This window comes from Cedecea neteri NBRC 105707 = ATCC 33855, assembly GCF_001571265.1.
Classification (GTDB): Bacteria; Pseudomonadota; Gammaproteobacteria; order Enterobacterales; family Enterobacteriaceae; genus Cedecea; species Cedecea neteri.
The window spans coordinates 24,055-48,665 of record NZ_BCTL01000037.1 but is presented as its reverse complement, the minus strand read 5'-3'; the positions used below and the strand labels follow the sequence as shown (position 1 = coordinate 48,665).

At 56.2% G+C, this 24,611-nt stretch carries 25 protein-coding genes; 13 read left to right on the top strand and 12 right to left on the bottom strand.

The features are described 5' to 3' along the window. From tsaD to CNE01S_RS16095, 3 genes are all read left to right on the top strand, one after another. Complete coding sequence (gene tsaD, locus CNE01S_RS16105; protein WP_061277316.1) at positions 1-1,014, top strand: tRNA (adenosine(37)-N6)-threonylcarbamoyltransferase complex transferase subunit TsaD; 1,014 nt, start codon at positions 1-3, stop codon at positions 1,012-1,014. Between the two features lie 157 nt (positions 1,015-1,171). Further along, entirely contained in the window at positions 1,172-1,966 is a 795-nt protein-coding gene (trpC, locus tag CNE01S_RS16100) for an indole-3-glycerol phosphate synthase TrpC (protein WP_061277315.1), read from the top strand. A gap of 149 nt (positions 1,967-2,115) precedes the next feature. Next, the gene (locus tag CNE01S_RS16095) at positions 2,116-2,346 is read left to right on the top strand and encodes a hexameric tyrosine-coordinated heme protein (protein ID WP_061277347.1); all 231 of its coding nucleotides are present in this window, start codon (positions 2,116-2,118) and stop codon (positions 2,344-2,346) included. 78 nt (positions 2,347-2,424) lie between these two features. On the opposite strand, the gene plsY is transcribed toward CNE01S_RS16095, so the two are convergent. Further along, the gene (gene plsY, locus CNE01S_RS16090; protein WP_045781242.1) at positions 2,425-3,045 is read right to left on the bottom strand and encodes a glycerol-3-phosphate 1-O-acyltransferase PlsY; all 621 of its coding nucleotides are present in this window, start codon (positions 3,043-3,045) and stop codon (positions 2,425-2,427) included. A 107-nt stretch (positions 3,046-3,152) separates the two neighbouring features. On the opposite strand from plsY, the gene folB reads away from it, so the two are divergent. Both folB and bacA read left to right on the top strand, forming a co-directional pair. Beyond that, positions 3,153-3,521: a bifunctional dihydroneopterin aldolase/7,8-dihydroneopterin epimerase gene (gene folB, locus CNE01S_RS16085; RefSeq protein WP_061277314.1), complete on the top strand. Its 369-nt coding sequence runs from the start codon at positions 3,153-3,155 to the stop codon at positions 3,519-3,521. A gap of 114 nt (positions 3,522-3,635) precedes the next feature. Continuing rightward, positions 3,636-4,457, top strand: a complete 822-nt coding sequence (gene bacA / locus CNE01S_RS16080; protein WP_061277313.1) for an undecaprenyl-diphosphate phosphatase — start codon at positions 3,636-3,638, stop codon at positions 4,455-4,457. Between the two features lie 12 nt (positions 4,458-4,469). On the opposite strand, the gene CNE01S_RS16075 is transcribed toward bacA, so the two are convergent. Together CNE01S_RS16075 and CNE01S_RS16070 are read right to left on the bottom strand one after the other, a co-directional pair. Further along, complete coding sequence (locus tag CNE01S_RS16075) at positions 4,470-5,711, bottom strand: multifunctional CCA addition/repair protein (RefSeq protein WP_061277312.1); 1,242 nt, start codon at positions 5,709-5,711, stop codon at positions 4,470-4,472. A gap of 81 nt (positions 5,712-5,792) precedes the next feature. Further along, positions 5,793-6,413 carry a TIGR04211 family SH3 domain-containing protein gene (locus CNE01S_RS16070; protein ID WP_038475868.1) on the bottom strand — a complete coding sequence of 207 codons (621 nt, stop codon included), beginning with the start codon at positions 6,411-6,413 and terminating at the stop codon, positions 5,793-5,795. A gap of 235 nt (positions 6,414-6,648) precedes the next feature. Here CNE01S_RS16070 and CNE01S_RS16065 point away from each other — a divergent pair, with 235 nt between their 5' ends. From CNE01S_RS16065 to hldE, 3 genes are all read left to right on the top strand, one after another. Next, positions 6,649-7,947, top strand: coding sequence for a CYTH domain-containing protein (locus CNE01S_RS16065; RefSeq protein WP_061277311.1), 1,299 nt, complete (start codon positions 6,649-6,651; stop codon positions 7,945-7,947). A gap of 23 nt (positions 7,948-7,970) precedes the next feature. Continuing rightward, on the top strand, positions 7,971-10,808 hold the full coding sequence (glnE, locus tag CNE01S_RS16060) for a bifunctional [glutamate--ammonia ligase]-adenylyl-L-tyrosine phosphorylase/[glutamate--ammonia-ligase] adenylyltransferase (protein WP_061277310.1): 2,838 nt from the start codon (positions 7,971-7,973) through the stop codon (positions 10,806-10,808). Between the two features lie 66 nt (positions 10,809-10,874). Then, complete coding sequence (hldE, locus tag CNE01S_RS16055) at positions 10,875-12,302, top strand: bifunctional D-glycero-beta-D-manno-heptose-7-phosphate kinase/D-glycero-beta-D-manno-heptose 1-phosphate adenylyltransferase HldE (RefSeq protein WP_061277309.1); 1,428 nt, start codon at positions 10,875-10,877, stop codon at positions 12,300-12,302. Positions 12,303-12,348: 46 nt separating this feature from the next. On the opposite strand, the gene CNE01S_RS16050 is transcribed toward hldE, so the two are convergent. Together CNE01S_RS16050 and CNE01S_RS16045 are read right to left on the bottom strand one after the other, a co-directional pair. Further along, positions 12,349-13,692, bottom strand: a complete 1,344-nt coding sequence (locus CNE01S_RS16050) for an NCS2 family permease (protein WP_061277308.1) — start codon at positions 13,690-13,692, stop codon at positions 12,349-12,351. A gap of 16 nt (positions 13,693-13,708) precedes the next feature. After that, positions 13,709-15,496, bottom strand: a complete 1,788-nt coding sequence (locus tag CNE01S_RS16045) for an adenine deaminase (protein WP_061277307.1) — start codon at positions 15,494-15,496, stop codon at positions 13,709-13,711. Between the two features lie 135 nt (positions 15,497-15,631). On the opposite strand from CNE01S_RS16045, the gene CNE01S_RS16040 reads away from it, so the two are divergent. Together CNE01S_RS16040 and CNE01S_RS16035 are read left to right on the top strand one after the other, a co-directional pair. Continuing rightward, positions 15,632-16,558: a LysR family transcriptional regulator gene (locus tag CNE01S_RS16040; protein WP_008460054.1), complete on the top strand. Its 927-nt coding sequence runs from the start codon at positions 15,632-15,634 to the stop codon at positions 16,556-16,558. A gap of 20 nt (positions 16,559-16,578) precedes the next feature. Beyond that, complete coding sequence (locus CNE01S_RS16035; protein WP_061277306.1) at positions 16,579-17,319, top strand: CDP-diacylglycerol diphosphatase; 741 nt, start codon at positions 16,579-16,581, stop codon at positions 17,317-17,319. Between the two features lie 39 nt (positions 17,320-17,358). Here CNE01S_RS16035 and CNE01S_RS16030 read toward each other — a convergent pair whose 3' ends face one another. The 6 genes from CNE01S_RS16030 to CNE01S_RS16005 form a co-directional block, all read right to left on the bottom strand. Further along, on the bottom strand, positions 17,359-17,868 hold the full coding sequence (locus CNE01S_RS16030; RefSeq protein ID WP_061277305.1) for a YjjA family protein: 510 nt from the start codon (positions 17,866-17,868) through the stop codon (positions 17,359-17,361). Positions 17,869-18,018: 150 nt separating this feature from the next. Beyond that, the gene (locus CNE01S_RS16025) at positions 18,019-18,447 is read right to left on the bottom strand and encodes an organic hydroperoxide resistance protein (RefSeq protein ID WP_008460060.1); all 429 of its coding nucleotides are present in this window, start codon (positions 18,445-18,447) and stop codon (positions 18,019-18,021) included. A gap of 94 nt (positions 18,448-18,541) precedes the next feature. Beyond that, positions 18,542-18,988 (bottom strand): MarR family winged helix-turn-helix transcriptional regulator, encoded by a 447-nt coding sequence (locus CNE01S_RS16020; RefSeq protein ID WP_039290014.1) that lies wholly within the window; start codon positions 18,986-18,988, stop codon positions 18,542-18,544. A gap of 66 nt (positions 18,989-19,054) precedes the next feature. Next, entirely contained in the window at positions 19,055-19,528 is a 474-nt protein-coding gene (locus CNE01S_RS16015; RefSeq protein ID WP_061277304.1) for a threonine/serine exporter, read from the bottom strand. Continuing rightward, the gene (locus tag CNE01S_RS16010) at positions 19,519-20,295 is read right to left on the bottom strand and encodes a threonine/serine exporter family protein (RefSeq protein ID WP_061277303.1); all 777 of its coding nucleotides are present in this window, start codon (positions 20,293-20,295) and stop codon (positions 19,519-19,521) included. The genes CNE01S_RS16015 and CNE01S_RS16010 overlap by 10 nt, the downstream gene beginning before the upstream one ends. A 98-nt stretch (positions 20,296-20,393) precedes the next feature. Beyond that, complete coding sequence (locus CNE01S_RS16005) at positions 20,394-21,308, bottom strand: DMT family transporter (protein ID WP_061277346.1); 915 nt, start codon at positions 21,306-21,308, stop codon at positions 20,394-20,396. 119 nt (positions 21,309-21,427) lie between these two features. Here CNE01S_RS16005 and CNE01S_RS16000 point away from each other — a divergent pair, with 119 nt between their 5' ends. Next, positions 21,428-22,228 (top strand): AraC family transcriptional regulator, encoded by an 801-nt coding sequence (locus CNE01S_RS16000; RefSeq protein WP_217495789.1) that lies wholly within the window; start codon positions 21,428-21,430, stop codon positions 22,226-22,228. Between the two features lie 37 nt (positions 22,229-22,265). On the opposite strand, the gene CNE01S_RS15995 is transcribed toward CNE01S_RS16000, so the two are convergent. Next, positions 22,266-22,724, bottom strand: a complete 459-nt coding sequence (locus tag CNE01S_RS15995; protein WP_061277302.1) for a YbaK/EbsC family protein — start codon at positions 22,722-22,724, stop codon at positions 22,266-22,268. Positions 22,725-22,935: 211 nt separating this feature from the next. Here CNE01S_RS15995 and CNE01S_RS15990 point away from each other — a divergent pair, with 211 nt between their 5' ends. After that, positions 22,936-23,241, top strand: a complete 306-nt coding sequence (locus tag CNE01S_RS15990) for a PTS sugar transporter subunit IIB (protein WP_061277301.1) — start codon at positions 22,936-22,938, stop codon at positions 23,239-23,241. Positions 23,242-23,254: 13 nt separating this feature from the next. Continuing rightward, the gene (locus tag CNE01S_RS15985; RefSeq protein ID WP_008460071.1) at positions 23,255-24,601 is read left to right on the top strand and encodes a PTS cellobiose transporter subunit IIC; all 1,347 of its coding nucleotides are present in this window, start codon (positions 23,255-23,257) and stop codon (positions 24,599-24,601) included. Positions 24,602-24,611: the final 10 nt, after the last annotated feature.

Below are 24,611 nucleotides of genomic sequence, written 5' to 3'. Positions count from 1 at the left end.
ATGCGTGTACTGGGAATCGAAACATCCTGTGATGAAACCGGCATCGCCATTTATGACGATGAGAAAGGGTTATTAGCCAACCAATTGTATAGTCAGGTGAAACTGCACGCTGACTATGGCGGTGTGGTGCCGGAGCTGGCCTCCCGCGATCACGTTCGCAAGACCGTGCCGCTTATCCAGGCCGCGCTGAAAGAAGCCGGTTTAACCGCCAAAGATATCGACGGCGTAGCTTATACCGCTGGACCCGGACTGGTGGGCGCGCTGCTGGTTGGGGCAACGATTGGCCGCTCACTGGCGTTTGCCTGGGATGTGCCTGCCGTGCCGGTACACCATATGGAAGGTCACCTTCTGGCCCCGATGCTCGAAGACAATCCGCCAGAATTCCCGTTTGTCGCGCTGCTGGTTTCCGGCGGCCATACCCAGCTCATCAGCGTGACCGGCATTGGTCAATATGAACTGCTGGGCGAGTCTATCGACGATGCGGCCGGTGAAGCATTTGATAAAACCGCTAAGCTGTTGGGGCTTGATTACCCTGGCGGGCCGCTGCTTTCTAAAATGGCGGCTCAGGGCACGCCGGGGCGGTTTACCTTCCCACGTCCGATGACCGATCGTCCTGGCATGGATTTCAGTTTCTCTGGCCTGAAAACCTTCGCCGCAAACACCATTCGTGATAACGACGCTGACGATCGGACCCGGGCTGATATCGCCCGCGCCTTTGAAGATGCGGTGGTGGATACGCTGGCCATTAAATGCAAGCGCGCGCTCGATCATACCGGCTTTAAACGTCTGGTGATGGCCGGCGGCGTGAGCGCCAACCGCACTCTGCGCGCGAAACTGGCCGATATGATGGCCAAACGCCGCGGCGAAGTGTTTTATGCCCGGCCAGAGTTTTGCACTGATAACGGCGCCATGATCGCCTATGCCGGGATGATTCGCCTGAAAGCTGGCACCTCCGGTGAGTTGAGCGTTAGCGTGCGTCCGCGCTGGCCGCTGGCAGAGTTACCCGCCGCCTGATAAGCAAACTAAAAGGAGCGTTTAACCGCTCTTTTTTGTCTCTGAACCGCCTTCCAACAAGTCATATTCTGCAACAAACGAAAACGAAATTAGCCCGGTACTTTCGGCGCGCAATCCGGCACTCTATCGCGATACCCGACTGAACCTGGAGAACGTTGTGTCCGATATCCTCAGCAAAATTATCGCCGTTAAGCATGAAGAAATTGCCGCCGCAAAAAAAGTGATTTCCCTTAGCCAGCTTGCTGAACAGGCCGCCGCACAAAATCACCGTGATTTTGTTGCCGCGCTGCGCCATAAGCGTGATGCTGGTCTGGCAGGCGTGATTGCCGAAGTGAAAAAGGCCAGCCCATCGAAAGGGTTGATTCGTGAGAATTTCAATCCCGCTGAAATAGCAGCTTCTTACCAGCAGGGCGGGGCTGCATGTTTGTCGGTGCTGACTGACGAACAGTTCTTCCAGGGCAGCGCGGTTTATCTGCAACAGGCTCGTGCAGCCTGTGAGCTGCCGGTTTTACGCAAAGATTTTATCATCGATCCGTGGCAGGTTGTGGAAGCCCGGGCGATGGGGGCAGATTGTATCCTGCTTATTGTTTCTGCGCTTGAAGACGGCCAGATGCAGGAGCTTGAGGCACAGGCCCACGAACTGGGCATGGCGGTATTGGTAGAGGTGCACGACGCCGGTGAACTGGAACGTTCGCTTCGGTTGACTACGCCGCTTATCGGTGTGAATAACCGTAACCTGCGTACCTTCGAGACTACGATAGAAACCACCATCAGCCTGTTGGCACAGCTGCCGGCGGATCGTATGGTTGTGACCGAGTCAGGTATCGCTACGCGCGAGCATGTTATTCGCCTGCGCGAAGCTAACGTGAATAATTTCCTTGTAGGTGAAGCTTTTATGCGGGCAGACGAGCCGGGCCAAGAATTGGCCGCGATGTTTTTCCCCGAGCACTAAACGTCTGAACGTTTGTTAAACCACGCCTAAAGCCCGTTGAGATAGCGGGCTTTTTTATTGATTTTTGCCAGGATTATGTTGATAAATGCCGTGCACTTAAGGTGCATAAAAAATGCAATTTATACAATAACGATAATGAGTGGGACAATATGAGCGATAAATGGTTAACAACGCTGATCACAAACGATCCGCAGGCAGGGTATGAACTGGCGGTGACGCTGAGCCGTCGCGGAGTCAAAACCGTACAGCCAGACCCGGAGGTGTTGAAAAAGCTGCGTCCGGTTTACGCCAATGATGCAGATGCGCTGATTGCCTCATCGCAGGTAATAGCGATTCATTTCCAGACGATTGCTGCGGCGAATAATTACTGGAAGGCATAGCGCCCAGCCGGTTTACCTAAGCAAAAGGAGTGATTTATCACTCCTTTGTTATTTCTGCGAGGCTCAAATAAGACAAAATTATTCAGGCTCGTCTTTTTTCTTTTTCTTCTTAAATCGCGCCCAGATTTTCGTTTCCTGGCCTCGCCACAGGCGCTGGATATTGTCGTGGTGGCGCATCAGGATCAGGCAGGAAAGCATCGCCACCGGGAAGGTAAACTGCGGCTTGAACCACCAGACATAAAACGGGGCGATCAGCGCGCTGATAATGGCGCCGAGGGAAGAGTAGCCGCTTAATAATACGCTCAGCAGCCAGGTACCTGCCATCACGCCGGTTAAATCCCAGCCGATAGGCGCAATAGCCCCAAACGCCGTGGCGACACCTTTACCGCCTCGAAACTTAAAGAACACCGGCCAGATATGGCCCATGCAGGCGGCAATAGCAATCAGGCCAAGCCAGAAGGGCGTTACACCCAGGGCCCAGGCTGCCCAGACCGGCAGCATGCCTTTCAGCACATCAAAAATTAGTACCGCTACGGCTGCACCTTTACCGCCAATACGTAAGACATTGGTTGCTCCTGGGTTGCCGGAGCCGCTCTCGCGTGGATCGGGGAGACCGGCAATGCGGCACACCAGAATGGCGCTAGAAATCGAGCCGCAAAGATACGCGAGGAGAATCATACCAGGCGCGATTGCACTCATAACGCTGTTCCATGTTGAAAGTGTCGAAGTCTTCTTTGCATCTGTGGATAATACGCATATTTCGCCGGAAGTGGTATCCGGCATGACTAAAAACCGGGCAGGGCGTGATGGACATTGTATTTATAGAGCAACTTTCGGTAATCACCACTATCGGTGTTTATGACTGGGAACAAACCATTGAACAGAAGCTGGTGTTCGATATCGAAATGGCCTGGGATAACCGCAAAGCCGCGGGCAGTGATGACGTTAAGGATTGCCTTAGCTATGCGGATGTCAGCGAAGCTGTTTTGCAGCACGTCGGCGGCGGGCGTTTTGCGCTGGTCGAGCGAGTGGCTGAAGAAGTTGCGGAACTGCTGCTGACCCGCTTTAATTCTCCGTGGATTCGGTTAAAGGTGAGTAAGCCTGGCGCCGTTGCACAGGCCGCTAACGTCGGCGTCATTATCGAGCGTGGCAGTAGTCTGAAACAAAGCAAATAATGGCCTGAACGTTAAACCAAACGGCGACTGGCTGGTCTTATCAACGTATCTTTTGCGGCAGACGTAATTCGTGTGCCGTTTTTTGTGTTCGTTTTTCGGGATGAGGGGTAAGTGATGAGCGATTTACCAACGTTGGCGATTGCCGCCATTCTTGGCGTTGTTGAAGGGTTAACGGAGTTTTTACCGGTATCGTCTACCGGGCACATGATCATCGTAGGGCATCTTTTAGGCTTCGAGGGGCAGACCGCGGAAACCTTCGAAGTGGTTATTCAGCTTGGTTCTATTCTCGCCGTGGTCGTGATGTTCTGGCGTCGTCTTTTTGGTCTGATTGGCATCCACTTTGGTCGTCCTCCCGAGCATGAAGGGGTAGGCACTGGCCGTCTTTCTCTGATCCATATTTTACTTGGCATGATACCGGCGGTCGTGCTGGGCCTTGTTCTGCACGATGCTATCAAATCGCTGTTTAACCCGGTTAACGTGATGTATGCCCTGGTGGTTGGGGGCGTGCTGCTGATAGCCGCCGAATGCCTGAAACCTAAGGTACCGCGTGCCGTAGGCGTGGACGACATCACCTATCGCCAGGCATTTATGATTGGTTGCTTCCAGTGTCTGGCGCTGTGGCCGGGATTCTCTCGTTCCGGGGCAACGATTTCCGGCGGGATGCTGATGGGCGTTAGCCGCTATGCGGCTTCTGAATTCTCGTTCCTGCTGGCGGTGCCGATGATGATGGGGGCGACGGCGCTTGATCTCTATAAGAGCATTGGCTTCCTGACGATGGGCGATCTGCCAATGTTTGCCGTGGGCTTTATCACGGCGTTTATCGTGGCGCTGATCGCCATCAAAACCTTCCTGCAACTTATTAAGCGAATTTCGTTTATTCCGTTTGCGATTTACCGCTTTGTTGTTGCCGCTGTGGTGTTCTTTATCTTCACCTAGGGACAACGGCCCTCAGCCTTGCGGCTGAGGGCAATTCGCTTCCTTCCAGGCCGCAACGGCCTTAATTCTTCGCTTCGTTAGCTCTTCACGAATTGCCGGGCCGCTGAAGCCAGCTTCAATCACTTCTTTATTCGTTACGCTCTGCGCCGCAGCCCAGGCCGCGCGTAGCATTCTACCCTGTGGGTAATCGCTGGCCTCAAAACCGGTACGCCCGCGAGCATCCGCTTCGCTGGTTAAGGCGATTTGCTCCACGCGATGTGGCTTGCGCCAGGCATCAATGGCGTCGAACAGCTTGATCACCGTTTTTGGCTGCAAAATCGGGAAGGTGTGGATCAGGTCGTGGAATTCGGCGACCAGTTTTGCCAGGTCACGAATATCATTCGGGATGCGCAGGCGGGCACAAAGTTGCTCCACAAGCTTAACGCCAGCCGGGCCGTGGCCGTGGTGGCTTGGCCATTTTTCTTTTGGCGTCAGCCCTTTTCCCAGATCGTGACACAGCGTGGCGAAGCGAACGTCTACCGCCGGGCTAAGCTGCGCGGCAATAGACAGCGTCATCAGTGTATGAATACCGGTGTCGATTTCCGGGTGCCATTTTGCGGGCGCCGGAACACCGTAAAGCGCGTCAATTTCCGGGAACAGGACTTTCAGGGCGCCGCATTCGCGCAGCACGGCAAAAAAGACCTGCGGATTGCGGCTGGTCAGCGCATTTTCCGTCTCTTTCCATACGCGTTCGGCAGTGAGATGGGCAATTTCGCCGTTGTCCGTCATGGTTCGCATCAAGGCGAGAGTTTCTGGCGCTATCTGGAAATTAAGATGAGCGTAGCGTGCAGCAAATCGCGCCACGCGCAGCACGCGCAGCGGATCTTCATTGAAAGCCGGTGAAACATGGCGGAGCAGGCGACGCTCGATATCGGCAAGGCCGTTATACGGGTCGAAAAGTTCGCCATTTTCGTCCTGGGCAATCGCGTTGATCGTCAGGTCGCGACGCAGGAGGTCCTGTTCAAGCGTGACGTCCGGTGCCGAATAGCAGGTAAAGCCCGTATAGCCCAGGCCCGATTTCCTTTCGGTGCGGGCCAGCGCATACTCTTCGTGGGATTGCGGATGAAGAAACACCGGGAAGTCTTTCCCGACCTGTTCGTAGCCTTCGTCCAGCATTTGCTGAGGCGTCGCCCCAACCACAACCCAGTCTTTATCCTTAACCGGCAGTTTTAATAACCCGTCACGAACCGCACCACCGACAAGATAAATCTTCACGCTTTACACCCCAGGCACCGTTATTGAACCACGAATGGTAAGTGTAGATGCGAGGGGGAATCAACGGCTAATGTGCCGCCGTTAGTTCATCCAGCGGTCTTTCTTCTTGCGGCTTGGGATCATGTGTGGCAGCAGCAGACCAATCAGCAGGCCAAACCCTGCCACGCCGCCGCCATACATAAACCATTGCATAATGATGGCACGCTGTTTGTCGTCAAGCTGTACGTTGGCGGCATCCACCTTTTTCTTGGCGACGATCAGCTGGTTTTTAAGCTGCTGATTTTCGTCCTTCAGGCCGTTAATCACGGTGTCGCTCTGGGCAACTTTCTGTTGCATTTCAGCGGTGCGCTGGTTCCAGGTCGTGTCGATGTTATTCAGCTTGTCGGTCAGCGTTTTGACCTGGTTTTCCAGATCGGGTACGCGAGTACGCAGGCTTGGATTGGTGCTCAACTGCGCGAGGGGGATCCACGAGGTGCGCCCGTTGCTGTCGCGTACCTGGCCGTATTTGGTTTCCTCGTTGCTTTGCAACAGCGTGACTTGTTCCCCTGCGTTGACGGTGCCAACCAGGCGGTAGTTATCGCCCGGGCCGCTACGGACCCAGGTGTTTAATTCATCAGAGACATAACGTTTTTCTTCGGCATGAGCCACGACGGAAACGCTAAGGGAGAGCAAAGTGAGGCAAATCAGGCGTAATTTCTGCATTATTTCGTCGTTATTTTCATAAAGTGTGGAACGATAGTAGTGGCAACAGTCTGACGGCGCAATCCGTAAACCTGAATGAGAATCATCCTGATGTCAATTTGACCATCCGGCGTTTCCGCACTACCGCAAATTCGCTACCCGACGGGGTATTTTGTCGTACTATTACAGACCTAATCGACGCTATTTAGTTCGCCAGGATGTTGCCTGGTGTGACGTAAACATAAGTAAAGAAGACATGGCCCAGGAAATCGAACTCAAATTCATCGTTAACCCTGCTGCGCTTGACGCGCTGCGCGAAAAATTAAATGCCCTGCCGGGGAAACACAGCGACCCTCGTCAGTTGCTAAATATTTATTATGAAACGGCAGATAACCTGCTGCGTCGCCACGACATGGGGTTGCGTATTCGTGGCGATGCCGGGCAATACGAAATGACGATGAAAATCGCCGGACGCGCGATCGGCGGGTTGCATCAGCGCCCTGAATACAACGTGGCGCTAAGCAAGCCAGAGCTGGAACTTGCTTTGCTGCCGGCGGAAGTATGGCCCGAAGGTCTGGACGTGGCGGCGCTGCAGGCCGACGTTAAGCCGCTGTTCAGTACTGATTTTGCGCGTGAAAAGTGGGTAGTTACTTACGGTGAAAGCCGCATTGAACTGGCGTTGGATCTGGGTGAAGTGAAAGCCGATGAGCACCAGACTCCCATTTGCGAGCTTGAACTTGAGCTGTTAAGCGGTGAAACGGCCGATTTACTGGCTCTGGCGGAAAGCCTGGTCACTGAGCCTGGCCTGCGTCAGGGCAACCTGAGCAAGGCGGCACGTGGTTATCACCTGGCTCAGGGCAATGCGGTGCGCGAAGTGAAGCCGCTGGGCGTGCTGTACCCGCCTGCCAAGGCCAGCGTTGAGCAAGGGCTGGAAGGTGCGCTGGAGCTGGCGCTCGCCCACTGGCTTTACCATGAAGAACTATGGCTTAGCGGCGTCAAAGCGGCTAAGCAGCAGGTGATTGATGCCGTGGGTCTGGTGCGTCATGCTCTCGCGCTTTTTGGCGGCATTATTCCAAGAAAAGCGAGTACCCACTTACGTGAGCAGCTGATTGCGCTCGAAGCGCGCTTTGCCAGCGACGAAAAAGCCGAAGCGATTGTCTATAGCGCGCAGGCCAGCAGCGCTAAGCTGGCGCTGACCCGCTGGCTGGTGGAACGCCAGTGGCAGTCGTTCGTTGATGAGAAAGGCCGCACGAAGCTTGATAGCTCCTTCAAACGTTTTGCTGATACGCATCTTTCCCGCCATGCGGCTGAGCTAAAAGACGCATTTCAGCGCCCGCTGGGGGATGCCTATGCAGACCAGTTGCCGCGTCTGGCGCGTGAAACGGATGCCATCCGCCTGCTGGCCGGAGTATACAGCGATGCGCAAACCCAGCCGTGGCTGGAAAACTGGCAGGGGCTGCGTCACGCCATCGTTACCCGCCAGCGTATAGAAATTGAGCATTACCGAAACGAAGCGATCTCGCAGGCGCCTTTCTGGCTGCATAGCGGGAAATAATAGACTGGTAACGGATACCCACCATGATGGCGCTGACCCCTTTATTACAGCAGCACCTGCAGGCGTTTTTGCCGCGCCTGCCGCAAGAGATTGACTCCCTGACACTGAGCGACGAAGCTCGCGCGGTGCTGGCGATAAGTGATTTTGTTGGTGACAGCGTGGTGGCGTATCCCGCCTGGCTGCAAACCCTGCAGCAGGACGCGCCGAAAGCCGACGAATGGCAACATTATGCCGCCTGGCTGCAGCAGGATTTACAGGATGTACACGACGAAGCGGCATTGATGCAAGCGCTTCGGTTCTTCCGCCGCCGCATCATGGTGCGTATCGCCTGGGCTCAGGCGCTGGGGCAGGTGAACACGCAAAGTACGCTGCAGCAACTGAGCGTGCTGGCGGAAACGCTGATTGTTGCCGCCCGCGACTGGCTATATGCCGCCTGTTGTCGCGAATGGGGCACGCCCTGCAACGCAGCCGGAGAGCCACAGCCGCTGCTGATCCTTGGCATGGGCAAGCTGGGCGGCGGCGAACTGAATTTCTCTTCCGATATCGACCTGATTTTTGCCTGGCCGGAAAACGGCTCAACCCAGGGCGGACGGCGTGAGCTGGATAACGCCCAGTTCTTCACCCGCATGGGGCAGCGTCTGATTAAAGTCCTCGACCAGCCAACGCAGGACGGCTTTGTGTACCGTGTGGACATGCGCTTACGCCCGTTTGGCGACAGCGGCCCGCTGGTGCTGAGCTTTGCCGCGTTGGAGGATTATTACCAGGAGCAGGGGCGCGACTGGGAACGCTACGCGATGGTAAAAGCGCGGATTATGGGCGATAACGACGATGTCTGGAGCCAGGAGCTGCGCAACATGCTGCGGCCATTCGTGTTCCGTCGCTACATCGACTTTAGCGTGATCCAGTCCCTGCGTAACATGAAGGGCATGATTGCCCGCGAAGTCCGTCGTCGTGGGCTAACGGACAATATTAAGCTTGGCGCCGGCGGCATTCGTGAAACCGAGTTTATCGTGCAGGTCTTCCAGCTCATTCGCGGCGGGCGAGAGCCTGCGCTGCAGTCCCGCTCGCTGCTGCCTACCCTTGAAGCTATTCAGCAGCTTCATCTGCTGCCGGAAGAAGACGCACAGAAACTGCGGACGGCCTATCTTTATCTGCGGCGGCTGGAAAACTTACTGCAAAGCATCAACGACGAGCAGACGCAAACCTTGCCCGGCGACGATCTTAACCGCGCCCGGCTGGCGTGGGCGATGCAGGCGGCGGACTGGGAAGATCTGCAGCAAACGCTGCAGCTGCATATGAACGATGTGCGCCAGGTCTTTAATGACTTGATTGGCGACGATGAGCCGGAAGCAGAAGAGGATAAAGTTTCTGAAGGCTGGCGCGAGCTCTGGATCGATGCCCTGGACGCCGATGAAAACACGGCGGTGCTCAGTCATTTAACTGCCGAGGCACGAGCCGAATTACTAAAGCAAGTTAGCCATTTCCGTCAGGAGATCGACAAGCGCACTATTGGCCCGCGTGGCCGCCAGGTGCTGGATCTGCTGCTGCCGCACCTGCTGAGTGAAGTCTGTTCCAGGGCCGACGCGCCGCTGACGTTTTCGCGCCTGACGCCGCTGCTGTTTGGGATCCTCACCCGCACGACGTATCTGGAGTTGCTCAGCGAATTCCCCGGGGCACTTAAGCACCTCATCACGCTGTGTGCCGCTTCGCCGATGATTGCCGCGCAGCTTGCCAGCTACCCGCTGCTGCTGGATGAACTGCTCGACCCCAACACGCTGTATCAGCCGACGGCAATGGACGCTTATCGCGACGAACTGCGTCAGTATCTGCTGCGCGTGCCGGACGAGGACGAAGAGCAGCAGCTTGAAGCGCTGCGGCAGTTTAAACAGGCGCAGATGCTGCGTGTGGCTGCGGCCGATATCGCGGGCACCTTGCCGGTCATGAAGGTAAGTGACCACTTGACCTGGCTTGCGGAAGCGATCCTTGATGCGGTGGTGCAGCGCGCCTGGACGCAAATGGTGGCGCGCTATGGCCAGCCTCGCTATTTGCACGACAGAGAAGGGCGCGGCTTTGCCGTGCTGGGCTATGGCAAACTAGGCGGCTGGGAGCTGGGCTACAGCTCCGATCTGGATCTGGTCTTCCTGCATGATTGCCCGATGGAAGTGATGACGGACGGCGAACGTGAAATCGATGGCCGTCAGTTTTATCTGCGCCTGGCGCAGCGCATCATGCATCTGTTTAGCACGCGAACCTCGACCGGGATTTTGTACGAAGTTGACGCTCGCCTGAGGCCTTCCGGTGCGGCAGGTATGCTGGTGACTACGGCTGAGTCCTTTGCCGATTACCAGAAAAATGAAGCCTGGACCTGGGAACATCAGGCGCTGGTCCGCGCTCGGGTAGTGTACGGTGACCCTGCGCTTAATCGCCAGTTTGACGCCATCCGCCGCGAAATCCTGTGCACACCGCGTGAAGGTGAAGCCTTGCAGGTTGAAGTGCGCGAGATGCGTGAAAAAATGCGTGCGCATCTGGGTAATAAACACCGCGATCGCTTTGATATTAAAGCCGATGAGGGCGGGATCACCGACATTGAATTTATTACGCAATATCTGGTGCTGCGCTATGCCAGCGAAGCGCCGAAGCTGACCCGCTGGTCCGATAACGTGCGTATCCTGGAACTGATGGCGCAGAATGACATTATGGACGAGGCCGAGGCCAAAGCGCTGACCCACGCCTATGTCACGCTGCGTGATGAATTGCACCATCTGGCGCTGCAGGAATTGCCAGGCCATGTTGCTCTGGACGCCTTTGCGAAAGAGCGCGAGCAGGTGCGCCGGAGCTGGCAGAGCTGGCTGGGGTGCTAGCTTGCAGGTGTACTTTATAAATATGCTATTATCCACGCGAAATTTTTCCCCGCAGGAGAGTCTGGAATGAAAGTAACGCTGCCCGAATACAGCCGTGCAGGCGTCATGGTGGTTGGTGATGTGATGCTGGATCGCTACTGGTACGGCCCAACCAGCCGTATTTCACCTGAGGCCCCGGTACCGGTGGTGAAGGTGGATACCATTGAAGAACGTCCTGGCGGTGCGGCTAACGTGGCGATGAACATTGCCTCGCTGGGTGCTAACTCCCGCCTGGTCGGCCTGACCGGTATTGACGATGCGGCTCGTGCGCTCAGCCAGAGCCTGGCTGGCGTAAACGTGAAGTGCGATTTCGTTTCCGTTCCGACTCATCCTACGATTACCAAATTGCGCGTACTTTCACGCAACCAGCAGCTGATTCGCCTTGATTTTGAAGAAGGGTTTGAGGGCATTGATCCTGAGCCTATGCATGAGCGTATCAGCCAGGCACTCCCGCATATTGGCGCTTTGGTACTTTCCGATTATTCCAAGGGGGCGCTGGCCACCGTGCAGCAGATGATTCGTCTGGCACGTGCCGCAAAAGTGCCGGTACTTATCGACCCGAAAGGTACCGACTTTGAGCGCTACCGTGGCGCAACGCTGCTGACCCCGAACCTTTCAGAATTTGAAGCCGTGGTTGGCAAGTGCAAAACCGAAGCTGAACTGGTGGAACGCGGCATGAAGCTGATCGCCGATTATGAACTGTCGGCGCTGCTGGTGACGCGCTCCGAACAGGGCATGACGCTCCTGCAGCCGGGTATTGAGCCCTTCCATCTGCCGACTCAGGCCCAGGAAGTTTACGACGTGACCGGGGCCGGTGACACGGTGATCGGCGTGCTGGCGGCAACGCTTGCGGCGGGGAACTCGCTGGAAGAAGCCTGTTACTTCGCGAATGCCGCAGCCGGCGTGGTGGTTGGCAAGCTGGGGACGTCAACCGTTTCTCCGGTCGAGCTGGAAAACGCGGTGCGCGGTCGCGCGGAAACGGGCTTTGGCGTGATGACCGAAGCTGAGCTGAAAGTTGCAGTTGCCGCGGCCCGCAAGCGCGGTGAGCGTGTGGTTATGACCAACGGTGTGTTTGATATTCTGCATGCCGGCCATGTGTCTTACCTGGCGAACGCGCGCAAGCTGGGCGATCGTCTGATTGTGGCGGTGAACAGCGATGCTTCTACCAAACGCCTCAAAGGGGAAACTCGACCGGTCAACCCGCAGGATCAGCGTATGATCGTGCTGGCGGCGCTGGAAGCGGTTGACTGGGTTGTACTGTTTGAAGAAGACACGCCTCAGCGCCTGATTGGTGAAGTCCTGCCGGATCGCTTAGTGAAAGGCGGCGACTACAAACCTGAACAGATTGCCGGGAGCCAGGAGGTTTGGGCTAACGGCGGTGAGGTGATGGTGTTGAACTTCGAAGATGGTTGTTCCACCACCAATATCATCAAGAAGATTCAGAATAACGGCTAAATTAGCCGCATTGAGAAAATGCCCTCGCAAGAGGGCATTTTTGTTTCTAGTGCTTCACTAACGTGGCGAAGTAGTAAACCAGCGGAATGGCCAGCAGGTACAGCCCCACCGGAATTTCACGCCACTTACCGGCAATCACTTTAATGATGATATAGAACAGCAGGCCGCCGGCGATCCCGGTCCCGAAGCTGTTGGCGATAAGCGTGATCATCACCATCATCAGCACCGGCAGACCTTCGGTGAAGTTGCCCAGATCCACCTTGCGCAGGCCGCTGAACATGTTCAGGCCGATAAGGATCAGTGCGGGCGCGGTAGCCTCTTTCGGGATCATCAATGCCACCGGGGTAAACAGCAGCATCAGCAGGAACATCACCGCTGCCGCCAGCGCGGTCAGGCCGGTTTTACCGCCAGCCTCCGCCGCCGCCGAAGACTCAATCAGCGCCGTAGCCGCCGGAATACCGACCCAGGGGCCAAGCGCGGCGGCAATGGAATCCACCATAAACGGGCGGTTGATGTGCGGCATGTTGCCGTGCTCGTCCAGCAATCCGGCTTCACCGCCCACCGCCAGCGTGGTGCCCATGGTGGAGAAAAACTCTGAAGCAAAAAACACAAACAGGAACGGCAGGAAGGCGATGTTCAGCGCGCCGAGCATATCTACGTGGCCCAGGACCGGCGCCAGCGAGTGCGGCATAGCGATAAAGCTTTGCGGCAGGTGAGTGACGCCCAGCGGAATGCCCACCAAGGTGGCAAACAGAATCGCCCATAAAATGGCCCCCGGCACGCGGCGGGCCTGAAGCGCAATCGCCAGAAACAGGCCACACAGCGCCACAATTGCCCCGGCAGACGTAAAGTCGCCGAGCGCCAGCGCGTTGGTTTTGGCGTTGGCAAGTACCAGCCCGGCATTGCGGAAGCCCAGCACCGCAACAAACAGGCCGATGGAGGCCGTGAGCCCAAGCTTGATCGATTGCGGTACCGAGCGCGTGACCACTTCACGCAGGCCGAGGCGGGTAAGAGCAAAGAACAGAATGCCTGACCAGCAGGCGATGCCGAGACCAATCTGCCAGCCAATATGCTCACTCCCGGCAAGCGTCACGCCGACCAGCACCGAACCGCCGATGCCCGGCCCGACAATAAAAGGCAGATTGCCGTAAAACGCCATCAGCAGCGTGCCGAGAACGAAAACGATAATTGTCCCGGTGGTTGCCGCGCCTTTATCCATGCCGCCCACGGCCAGCAGGCCAGGGATAACAACCAGCAAATAGGCGGCGGCGAGAAAGCCGGTGACGCCCGCGAGGCATTCGGTTTTCACTTTGCTTTGGCGGCTGCGAAGCTGGAATCGCCGCTCCAGCCAGCTTTCGCTGGTGGCCTGAGACACTGAATTTTCGGCCATTATTTGGCTCTCCGGATTAATGTGTTGTGTGTGCGTCTGCCGGGTGTTCGTGGCATTCAATAAGCGGGTCGACGATCTGGCGAGTGCTGCCATCCGTCAGGCCCAGATCGGTCAAATGTGGCCCGGCGTTACAGGCCAGGCAGGTGCCTTCGATGGCCTTAAATACGCGGTACGGCGGTTCCCAGTCGGCAACTTTATTGCTCAATTCACGGAGTTGAGCAAACTGCTGTGCCAGCTCGGCGGCGGGCAGGTCGGAGAGCATCCCGGCAATCGGCATTTCTACCTTCGCCAGCATCTGCCCGTTCTGGCTCAGCGCCATCCCGCCTCCGCAGGCAATCAGTTCGTTAGCGGCGAGCGCCATGTCCTGCGGATCTCTGCCGAGGACAACCAGGTTGTGAGAGTCATGTGAGTAGGTTGTAGCAATCGCGCCGCGCAGTTCGCCCCAGCCTTCGAGCAGCGCCAGCTGTGGTTTTGCCTCGTGGCGGCCGTGGCGGTGCTGAACCCAAATCAGGCTGAAGCCGTCCGGGAGCTGAACTTCACCGCTCTGGACTTCCACCTCGACTTCGCTCCACTGGGTGAAGCGAGCGCCCTTGATGTGGCGCAGGCGTGCACGGCCATTGTTGACCGGCACTTTGAGGACAAAATCGTTTGGCTTCAGCGGCTGCAGCTGAACGGTATCTCTCGGGGGAACGATAGACGGTGCCGCGACGGGCTCCAGCATTTTACCCTGTTCGGCGACGAGCTTACCGGCGACATAAACGGTTTGGGCGCTCAGTTTTTCCAGTGAATCGAAAACCACCAGATCGGCAGTGCGGCCAGCGGCAATCAGGCCGAGATCCGGACGTTGCAGGCGCAGCGAGGCGTTAAGCGTGGCCAGGCGCAAAGCATCCCCGGCCTTCATCCCATGCTCAATGAGTAAATTCAGCAGGGCAATGATGCCGCCTTTTGCCAGCAGCATGTCCGGCGGGACGTCGTCGGTGCAGACGGTAACCTGCGATGAGATATGCGGCAGGCCGTTAAGCGCGGCGACAATTTCTGGCAGCAGGTACGGATGTGAACCGCGTATCTCCAGAGTCAGCCCGGCTCGCAGTTTTTCCAGCGCGTCGGCTGCGGAGGTCAGTTCATGGTCGGAAGTTACGCCAGCGGCAAGGTAGGCCTGCAGTCCGGCACCGCTGAGGCCGCGCGCGTGTCCTTCAATCAGCTTGCCGCTCTCCAGGCCGGCGTTAAGAATCTCCAGCATTCTTTCGCTGCCGTTAAGCACGCCGTGCATATCCATCACTTCGGCTACGCCCGCCACTTCCGGCCATGAAAGCAGCGTTTCCATCTCCTTCCCGGCAAAATCTGCGCCGGACATTTCCAGGCCTGGCGTTGAAGGCACGCTGGACGGCGCCGCGCAGATCACGCGTAGTGGCAGGTTGCGGCTGGCGTCAACGGCGTAACGCACGCCCTCAATGCCGAGCACGTTCGCCAGCTCGTGCGGATCCCAAAAAATAGTTGTGGTGCCTTGAGCGACAACGATTTCCGCATAGCGCGCGGGTGGCAGGTGGGAGCTTTCAACGTGGACGTGGGTATCCATCAGCCCTGGGCTGAGATAGTTTCCGGCGAGATCGTGAATCTCTGCGGCATCTTCCCGGCTGCCGCGGGGATGTACGCTGGCGATGAGCGTGCCGACGAGGCCGACATCCGCCTCACGGATTTCACCGGTTGCCATATCCACGACCCGGCCATTGATGAGCAGCAGGTCGAAAGGCATTTCGCCGAGGGCGGCTTTTACCGCGCGTCGACGTAAATCAGCAGGGGTCATGACAGTGTTCCAAAAAAGGGGCTCTGACGGCTACTCTAGGCAGGGGAATACGCTTTGCCCAGATGATTTAATTTATCAGCCGATAAGAAACGTTTATCCTGTGGCAAACGTTTACCTGGCAACCCTGATACTCCAATGGCTGAACCCTGGCAGCGCCTTCCCGCACTCTCGTTAAAACAGATCCAGTATTTTGTGACGCTGGCCAAACTCCGTCATTTCACCGATACCGCCAACCGGCTGGCCATTAGTCAGCCCGCGCTAAGCAGTGCTTTACGGCAGATTGAGTCCGTGCTGGGCGGGAAGCTGGTTAACAGAACCGCTGCGGCAGTGACGCTGACGGACCTGGGCGCAGCGCTACTGCCCCACGCCGAACGCGTGCTCAACGTCGCGCAGCGCGCTTTTGACGACATGCAGCGTATTGTTCAGGACGGCGGTGACGGCACGCTTCGCATAGGCCTGGTACCCTCGGTAGGCAGCCTGCTGTTCCCTGACATTCCTCAACGTATCGCAGAGGCTTTTCCTCGCCTGCGCGTAGAGTTTCACGATCGCACCAACGATGCGCTGATTGCCCAACTGGAAAGCGGTCAGCTGGACTTTGGCCTGGGCGCGCTGGACAGTTCGGTACCTAAAACGCTGGAGATCCATCCGCTGCAGGAAGATCCCTTTGTGGCGGTGGTCAACTGTCACGATCCTCTGGCAGAATCCAGCCATGCGCCGTGGCGGAGCCTGGTGAAGCGGGACATTGCCGTATTTTCAAAAGGCAATATCAGCCGGCTGGTGGCGGCGATGGCCGAAAGCCAGCGGCTGACGCTAAATGCACGCTATCAGGTCGATTTTATTGAAACGCTTTACGGGCTGGTGCGCTCCCAACTGGCGGTGGCGATTTTACCGCAGCTTTACACTACTTTTTTGCAGGACCCAGAGCTGAAAGTCATTCATTTGCAGCAGCCATCGCTGAGCCGCACCGTGGCGCTGATGCGCAGCACCGAGCCGTTCGCGCCGCAAATAGAAGCCTGCTTCCAGCTCATTGTCCGCCTATTACAACAACGAAAAGTGCTCTGACTTTACAAGGAAAACCTGACATGAAAAAGATCCTGCGCGTGGTGGTTGTGCTGCTGATTTTGCTGGTGGCTGCCGTCGCAATCCGCCTGTGGCTGTTGCATCGTCACAGTGATGCTCTCTGGAATATTATCAGCCAGCAGTGCATTCCCAATCAGCAGCAGCACAACTCACCGGCGCCTTGTCTGAAAGTCGATTTGGCCGGGCGTTATCTGGTGTTTAAAGATGCGAAAGGCCCGTTGCATACGCTGCTGATGCCGACGGACAAAATCACCGGCATCGAGAGCCCGAAGATCCTCGAAAACGGCGCGCCAAACTACTTCCAGGACGCGTGGGATAACCGCCATTTCCTGCTGGATGAGACCACAAAAGCGGTTCGAGATGATGATTTGGTGCTGGCGATCAATTCCCGCTACGGGCGCTCTCAGAACCAGCTGCATATTCACCTGTCCTGCCTGCGCCCTGAGGTGTATCAAGCCATTAACCAGCTTGCCGATAAGGTAGGTGACCAGTGGCAGCCGTTTGGGGAGGAGATCCTCGGCCATAAATATCTGGCGAGAAAAGTCCCGGCAGACGCGAACCCGTTTACCGTTTTGGCGGAGTACGTGAAGGCTGAGAATGATGAGATGGAAAACTTTGGTCTGGCACGGGTGGTGACGGCGAAAGGGGATGTGGTGCTGTTAGCCAACCCTCGCCAGCTGCTGGGCGGTAACCAGGGCTCGGCGGAAGAGATGCTGGACTACAGCTGCTCGCTGGCAAACTAAAGAAAAATGGCCTCTAACAAGAGGCCTTTTTTTATGCCGTTACGACAGGTAATTCATGCCCTGTTTTAGCACCAAATCGCAGGCTTTGGTTTTCACCTTTTCGGCCAGCGGCGAGTTGCCAATGCTGTTCAGGTCCAGCTTCTGGCCATTGGCCGTATTCAGCAAGCCCATCAGACCCTGGTTGTAGTCCTGCTTGTCGGCAGGCTTGGTGCTGCTTTCCAGCCCCAGCTTGGTCATCAGCTGGTTTTTGATGTTGTCGGTATTGGTGACGGAAGCCAGCTTGTTCTTTGCGCAGTATTCCATCACGCCGGCGGCGTTGGTCATCGTGCTTGAGCTAAGCGACTTGTTGTTGCCGTTCAGCAGGCTGGTCAGTGAGGAGAGAGAAAGACCGCCGTTTTGAGCGCCGTTGCTGGTGGTCGCATTGCCGTTTTTAGTCAGTTCATTGGCGGCGCTGGAAAGTTGTTCCTGCCAGTTTGCTGCCGAAGCCTCGCCGGCGAAAAAGGTTGCTGCCAGGGCTATTGCGCAGAGCGTTTTGTTCCTTGCTTTCATCTTGTGATACTCGCTTTGTTTGCCTGCGGAGCAGGAGATTTCAGGCGTGAGTATAGCGCTTTGGCCGGAAGCAGGGGGATTGAGAGTTGTCTTAAACCGGGGATTCACATGAAAAAGCCGGGTTTCCCCGGCTCGTTACATCAGTTCACATCAGTTGATGATGTTCAGGGTCACGTCAATGTTGCCGCGGGTTGCGTTGGAGTATGGGCAAACGATGTGTGCCGCATCGACCAGTTTCTTCGCTTCAGCAGCGTCCATACCCGGCAGGTGGATGTTCAGCTTCGCTTCGATACCGAAACCGGTTGGCAGTGGCCCGATGCCGACTTCACCTTCGATGAAAGCATCAGACGGCATGGAGATTTTGTCGCGGCCGGAGACAAACTTCATCGCGCCCAGGAAGCACGCGGAGTAGCCCGCAGCGAACAGCTGCTCAGGGTTGGTGACTTCACCGCCCGCGCCGCCCATCTCTTTTGGCAGGCCCAGTTTGACATCCAGTACGCCGTCGGAAGAGGTTGCACGACCTTCACGGCCACCGGTGGCTTTGGCTTTTGCGGTGTAAACGACTTTTTCTAAAGACATGGCAGGTTCCTCATCTTACATTTATATGTGCTATAAAATAGCGTGCGATTTATATGGTGTTTTAAAAATCGCCGACAGTATCGACGATTAATTATTACGTATTTAAATTACTGCGCAAGGTTTCCAGCTGCGCCTTTAGCGCCAGCATACTGTCCACGCTGCAGGCCGAAGCACAGCGGACAGAATCTGGAATGCCCAGCGCTTTTTCCTGCAGCGCTTTCCCTTCCTGAGTCAGCGTCACGGCAACCTGACGCTCATCTTCCCGGGAGCGCTGGCGTAATAAGAGTCCGGCGCTTTCCAGGCGTTTCAGCAAGGGCGTTAAGGTGGCTGAATCTAAAAACAGCCGTTCGCCGATTTGCGATACCGTGACATCGTCCTGCTCCCACAGCACCAGCATCACCAGATATTGCGGATAGGTGAGCTGCAGCGGCGCAAGCAGCTGGCGGTAGAGCTTGTTCACCGCCAGGTTGGCGGAGTAGAGCGCGAAGCAAAGCTGGTTGTCCAGCAGCAGGGCGTTCGTTTCGGTCGATGTCTTCTTCATGGTTCTCAATATAGATAGTGCGCGATTAAATAGCAAATTTTATTTTGAGCGTTTTTGTCTGGGCGATCATACCCGGGGCTTTTTGCGATAAAGCCACAGCCCCGGAAGCGAGAGCCCGATGGACAGCGCACCCACGATAAATGACGCTTTTAAGAAGTTAGTCACCAGCTGGATCATCAGCGGGTCGCTGTAGCCAAAGTGCGTCAATTTTACCGCCGAGATCATCGCGGTGTAGGCGTAGATCCCCGGAAACATAGGAATGACGGCCGCAACGGTAAAGACCTTTGGATGCGCAAGATACCAGCGTGACCACTGAATACCAATGATGCCCACCAGAATCGAGGCCAGAAAAGTGCTCCATTCGATGTTTAAACCCGCCGTCATCATCGCCATACGCGAGCCGTGGCCGATGGCGCCGAGGAGGCCACAGTATGGCAGGGCGCGCTGAGGCACGTTAAAGACTAATGCAAAGCCCACCGCCGGAACGGCAGACAGCGCCATATCCTGGAGCAGGGACAGAACAAACTCAATTATGCCCATCCTCTTAGCCCCCATACCGCCATCGCCATCACCACGCCGATGCAGGTGGCTAGCGTGAGCAGGCTGGCCATCGCCCAGCGAGCAAGCCCGGTGTTAACGTGGCCTTTGAACATGTCGGCCACGGCGTTAATCAGCGGGAAACCGGGGACGAGTAATAATACGCTCGCGGCCATCGCAATATTAGATGTGGCGGCAAACGGACCTTTGGCGATAAGCAAGCCCGAAGCGGTAGTGGCGACAAACGCGGTGATGCAGAAGTTGATCTGCGGGTGAAGCTGGCGGTGGGTGAGCAACTGGCGCACATACATCGCCAACGAACTGGCGATAAAGGCGACAAGTGCCCCGTCCCAGCCGCCGTTGTTCAGTTTACAGAAGCAGCCGCAGGAAAGGCCCACCATCAGGACGACCAGCCAGCGCGGGTAGCGCAGCGGTTTGATGTGTTCGAAGCGTTTGAGAACGTCCCTGGCATCGAGCAGCTTGTGCTCGGTGAGGATCACGATGTGCTGTACTTCCGTCACGACGTGCATGTTGATCCCGCGATCGTTATTTTTGCGGGTGGTCGTCAGGCACTGATTGTCTTTAATGGTGCTAAGCACAATGGCGTTAGCGGAGATTGAGCTTTCCACGCTGTCCATCCCCAGCGCTTTGCCAAGGCGGGTTGAAAGCTCCTCTACCAGCGCGCTTTCGGCCCCGTGCTGCAGTAAAAAGAGCGCACATTGAATACATAAACGAGTGACGTCCCGCTGGGAAGCAACATCTGGCTGCATGCTTGATCCTGACCAAAGAGAATGAAATACGCTTAACGTTTATTCATTTAACATGAGCGCATCGCTTCATTAGCCGCGTTAGATCAAGCTTTGCGTCACTATCCCCGGCGATGAAACGCTATTATTTTTTCCAGCCATTGATTGCAGCTCACGCAGACAATGCCGCCGATGACGAAAACCGAGCCTAGCAGAAAACCGGAGTTTATCTTTTCATTCAATAACCAGGCGCCAAACACTACCCCGAGCAGCGGCGTCACAAAAGAGAAGGCGCCGAGCGCAGAAGCCTGGTAGCGGCGCAGCAAAGCAAACCAGATAAGCAGGCTCAGGAAGGAAACAACCACAGACTGAAAGACCATATTGGTCAGCAGCAGCGGCGTTGGGTTAAAGCGGGTTTGCCCCAGCAAGAACGAAGCCGCAAACAGCACAACAAAAGCCCCCGCAAGCTGGAACAGCGTCGTTTGGGCGGCGGAAACCTGGGCCAGACGGGAGGTGCGAACCAACACGGTGGTCGCGCCCCATGAGGCGCCGGAAAGCAGGCAAAGGAGATCGCCGAAAAGCGATGATTGCCCGCCGTCTGGCGCTGAAAATGTGACAATTACGCCGATAAATGCCAGCACGATCCCGAGCCACTGTACCGGCGTCAGGCGCTCAGAGCGAAGCGTAAAGTGCAGGCCCACTGCGGCAAACAGCGGTGCGGTATAAAGAAAAACGACGCCGTGCGCGGCGCTGGTGTAACGCAGGCCGACGCCAAGAAACAAATACTCGAGCGCAAACAGAACTCCGGCTCCCGCGCCGGCAAGCCAGGGCAGGGAGGCGTACTGAATTTTCTCTTTTCTCAACAGCATATAAAGCGCGACCAGCCCCGCGCCTATACCGGAACGTAAGGCGATCTGTAGGATGGGACTGGCGTCCTCCGCCGTGGCTTTCAGGCCGGGCTGCTGCAGGCTCCATATCAGGCAGAGGGCGATCATCCCGGCGACGGCCAGTCGGTCTATGGTCTTGTATTTAGACATGCGTTTTCTCCCGAAAAACGCATTATCAATCGGGTAGATATGCTTGATATAGTGAGAAACCGCCATGCCATTGTGCGTTTCGGTCAATGTTTTCTCGACGACCTTGAAGGTGAATATCCGTGCCAAAGAAAATGCCCAGCATCTTAATCGCGCCTTTTACCGGCGAGCTTCCGGCCACGCTGTACTTTCGCAGCGCGCCGATGCCCGCGCACGGTTTGTATCTGGAGCATAGCCACCCCTGGGGGGAATTTGTCTCGGCGGTGAGCGGCGTCGTGGAAGTGCAGTATGCCGGAGGACACTATGTGGTGCCGTCTCAGTACGGTATCTGGCTGCCGCCGGACACGAAGCATCTTGCGCAAAATCGGATGGAGGCGTGGCACAGCTCCGTGTATGTCAGCCTCGCGGAGTGCGCAGCGTTTCCACAGCAGGTGACCGTCATGGTTATTACATCCCTCGTCAGGGCGATGCTCGAGCATTTACACCTTAACCCGCCGGGGAGCCCTCCTTCTGAAGAGGAGTCGCGATTATTGCGTGTGCTGGTTGACAGGCTGATTAAGGCCGAAAGGGTGGGGGACTATTTGCCAGGGTCGGACGATCCTGTTGTTCAGCGAGTGCTTAACGTTCTGGAACAAAACCCGGGCGATAGCCGCTCCGTGTCGGCGCTGGCGGCTTTGGCCAATACCAGTGAGCGAACGTTGATGAGACGTTGCCAGCGGGAGCTGGGTATGACGCTGGCGGAGTGGCGGCAGAGGCTAAGAATTGTGAAAGCGATACCTTTGCTGGCCGAGGGATGGACCGTCGAGAGTATCGCGTTTGAGCTGGGTTACGGCAGTTCATCGGCGTTTATTACTATGTTCCGCCGCCTAACCCAGGAAACGCCGGATGAGTATCGCAAGCGTATCACCGGGCTGGAGCGTTAACTCAGCCGAAAGTCTGTTGCCTCCGGCTGCAGCAAACTTACTGACAAACGTCCACCCATTTGGCGTGGGTGAGTTCGGCCATACGTTCAGGTGAAATGCGGACGGCGCTGTGGATGGCCCCTGCGGCGGGCAGCACTTCATCGTACTGGCGCAGTGAAATGTCGCAGAACACCGCCAGCGGGTTTTCCAGGCCGAAAGGGCAAACGCCCCCCACCGGATGCCCGGTCCAGTTCACCACTTCATCGCTGCTGAGCATGCGCGCTTTGGCGCCAAATGCTTCTTTAAGTTTCTTATTATCAAGACGAGCATCGCCCTTCGCGACGATCAGAATAATGTCGTTTTTGACTTTTAATGAGAGCGTTTTGGCAATTTGCCCGGGCGCCACATTGTGGGCGGCAGCGGCAAGCGCGACGGTAGCGGTGCTTTGGTTTAGCTCGATGATATCTATATCGGGGGCATGGTCGGCGAAGAATTGCCGCACGGACTGCAAACTCATGATTTTCTCCTGATCCAGGTGGCAAATAATTTCGCATAAGCTTGTGCTTTCTGTAAACCGCTTATACTTATCTCATACCCGCCTTGTCAGAAATTTCTGGATCTCCTTCACAATCACTGAAACCGGTTGCGGTAACCGGTTGCAGTAATAAATTCCGCGAGGAATACTGAACCCTGTAACCACCCCCTGTACCTAATAATAAGAGTCGTCTATGAAACGTATCCTTTTATGCTGTGCCGCTGGTATGTCTACCAGTATGGTCGTGAACAGGATGAAACAGGCCGCCCAGGCTCAACAGATTGAGGTTGAGATCAAGGCGGTGGGTATCGAAGAGTTCACGGATGTTATGCCTGAATTTGATTGCTGTTTACTCGGTCCGCAGATCAAATACCGTCTGGAAGATTTTAAGGCTCAGGCCGCGCCCAAACGGATCCCGGTCACGGTCATTAACTCTATGGATTACGGAATGATGCGCGGCGACAGAATTCTCGCCGACGCACTCGCGTTGATAGCCTGACAGGAGAGCCAATATGTCTTCCAACCATGCTGCATTTAATTTAATTTTTCGTTTTGTTGAAAACTACGTTAGCCCGATTGCTGGCCGTATTTCTTCACAGCGCCACGTCATGGCTATTCGCGACGGCTTTATCTCTGCGATGCCGTTCATGATTGTTGGTTCGTTCCTGCTGGTCTTTGCTTATCCGCCGTTTTCGCCAACCACCACCTGGGGTTTTGCTCGGGCCTGGCTCGACCTGGCGAAGCAGTTTGAGGGGCAAATTTTAACGCCGTTCGATATGACGATGGGCATCATGTCTATCTACATTTGCGCGGCCATCGCCTACAACCTCGGCAAACATTACGTCAAATCGCACGGGCTTGATCCTTTCATGTGCGCGATGCTGTCGTTGATGGCTTTCCTGGTCGTTGCTGCCCCGAAAACCAAAGGCACGCTGCCGGTGGACAGCCTGGGCGGCACCGGGATCTTCACTGCGATTCTGGTGGCGATTTATTGCGTAGAGATGATGCGTTTCCTGAAGGCACACAACATCGGCATCAAGCTGCCGGACCAGGTGCCGCCGATGATCAAAAACTCCTTTGACCTGCTGATCCCGGTGCTGGTTGTGGTGCTGACGCTGTATCCGCTGAGTCTGTTTATTCAGTCTCAGTTCGATATGCTGATCCCGCAGGCCATTATGGCGCTGTTCAAACCGCTGGTGTCCGCCGCGGATTCTCTGCCAGCGATTCTGCTAGCCGTATTGATTGCTCACCTGCTGTGGTTTGCGGGTATTCACGGGGCAGCAATTGTTTCCGGGATGCTGCAGATGTTCTGGCTGACCAATCTGGGCCTGAACCAGGGCGCGCTGGCGGCCGGCGCACCGCTGCCGCATATCTTTATGGAAGCGTTCTGGACCTTCTTCATCGTGGTCGGCGGTTCCGGGGCGACAATGGGGCTGGTTATCTGCTATCTGCGCAGTAAATCTGCCCACTTGCGTTCTATTGGTCGCCTGAGCATTGTGCCAACCTGCTTTAACATTAACGAGCCGGTGATCTTCGGTACGCCAATTGTGATGAACCCGGTGTTCTTCATTCCGTTCCTGCTGGCGCCTATGGTTAACGCCGTGCTGGCCTGGGGTGCGATGAAGCTGGATCTGATTGGCCGCGTGATTTCCGTTGTGCCCTGGACCGCGCCTGCGCCAATCGGTGCTGCCTGGGCGCTGGGTTGGGACTTCCGTGCGGCGATTCTGGTGATTCTGCTGGCCTGCGTTTCGTCCATCATCTACTTCCCGTTCTTCAAAGTGTACGAGAAGCAGCTGCTGGAGCAGGAGAAAGAAGAAGCACAGAGAGCGAGCGAGGAAGGGAGTCAGCAGCTGGCTTAATGGTTTAGCT

Excerpts from the sequence above, each read along its gene's own strand:
- CNE01S_RS16045 (WP_061277307.1), bottom strand. The coding sequence starts at position 15,496 with ATGACCCCTGCTGATTTACGTCGACGCGCGGTAAAAGCCGCCCTCGGC.
- CNE01S_RS16025 (WP_008460060.1), bottom strand. The coding sequence starts at position 18,447 with ATGTCTTTAGAAAAAGTCGTTTACACCGCAAAAGCCAAAGCCACCGGT.
- CNE01S_RS15995 (WP_061277302.1), bottom strand. The coding sequence starts at position 22,724 with ATGAGTTTGCAGTCCGTGCGGCAATTCTTCGCCGACCATGCCCCCGAT.
- CNE01S_RS16050 (WP_061277308.1), bottom strand. The coding sequence starts at position 13,692 with ATGGCCGAAAATTCAGTGTCTCAGGCCACCAGCGAAAGCTGGCTGGAG.
- CNE01S_RS16020 (WP_039290014.1), bottom strand. The coding sequence starts at position 18,988 with ATGAAGAAGACATCGACCGAAACGAACGCCCTGCTGCTGGACAACCAG.
- CNE01S_RS16030 (WP_061277305.1), bottom strand. The coding sequence starts at position 17,868 with ATGAAAGCAAGGAACAAAACGCTCTGCGCAATAGCCCTGGCAGCAACC.
- CNE01S_RS16070 (WP_038475868.1), bottom strand. The coding sequence starts at position 6,413 with ATGCAGAAATTACGCCTGATTTGCCTCACTTTGCTCTCCCTTAGCGTT.
- glnE (WP_061277310.1), top strand. The coding sequence starts at position 7,971 with ATGATGGCGCTGACCCCTTTATTACAGCAGCACCTGCAGGCGTTTTTG.
- CNE01S_RS16035 (WP_061277306.1), top strand. The coding sequence starts at position 16,579 with ATGAAAAAGATCCTGCGCGTGGTGGTTGTGCTGCTGATTTTGCTGGTG.
- CNE01S_RS16040 (WP_008460054.1), top strand. The coding sequence starts at position 15,632 with ATGGCTGAACCCTGGCAGCGCCTTCCCGCACTCTCGTTAAAACAGATC.
- plsY (WP_045781242.1), bottom strand. The coding sequence starts at position 3,045 with ATGAGTGCAATCGCGCCTGGTATGATTCTCCTCGCGTATCTTTGCGGC.
- CNE01S_RS16005 (WP_061277346.1), bottom strand. The coding sequence starts at position 21,308 with ATGTCTAAATACAAGACCATAGACCGACTGGCCGTCGCCGGGATGATC.
- CNE01S_RS15990 (WP_061277301.1), top strand. The coding sequence starts at position 22,936 with ATGAAACGTATCCTTTTATGCTGTGCCGCTGGTATGTCTACCAGTATG.
- CNE01S_RS15985 (WP_008460071.1), top strand. The coding sequence starts at position 23,255 with ATGTCTTCCAACCATGCTGCATTTAATTTAATTTTTCGTTTTGTTGAA.
- folB (WP_061277314.1), top strand. The coding sequence starts at position 3,153 with ATGGACATTGTATTTATAGAGCAACTTTCGGTAATCACCACTATCGGT.
- CNE01S_RS16065 (WP_061277311.1), top strand. The coding sequence starts at position 6,649 with ATGGCCCAGGAAATCGAACTCAAATTCATCGTTAACCCTGCTGCGCTT.
- CNE01S_RS16010 (WP_061277303.1), bottom strand. The coding sequence starts at position 20,295 with ATGCAGCCAGATGTTGCTTCCCAGCGGGACGTCACTCGTTTATGTATT.
- tsaD (WP_061277316.1), top strand. The coding sequence starts at position 1 with ATGCGTGTACTGGGAATCGAAACATCCTGTGATGAAACCGGCATCGCC.
- hldE (WP_061277309.1), top strand. The coding sequence starts at position 10,875 with ATGAAAGTAACGCTGCCCGAATACAGCCGTGCAGGCGTCATGGTGGTT.
- CNE01S_RS16015 (WP_061277304.1), bottom strand. The coding sequence starts at position 19,528 with ATGGGCATAATTGAGTTTGTTCTGTCCCTGCTCCAGGATATGGCGCTG.
- CNE01S_RS16095 (WP_061277347.1), top strand. The coding sequence starts at position 2,116 with ATGAGCGATAAATGGTTAACAACGCTGATCACAAACGATCCGCAGGCA.
- bacA (WP_061277313.1), top strand. The coding sequence starts at position 3,636 with ATGAGCGATTTACCAACGTTGGCGATTGCCGCCATTCTTGGCGTTGTT.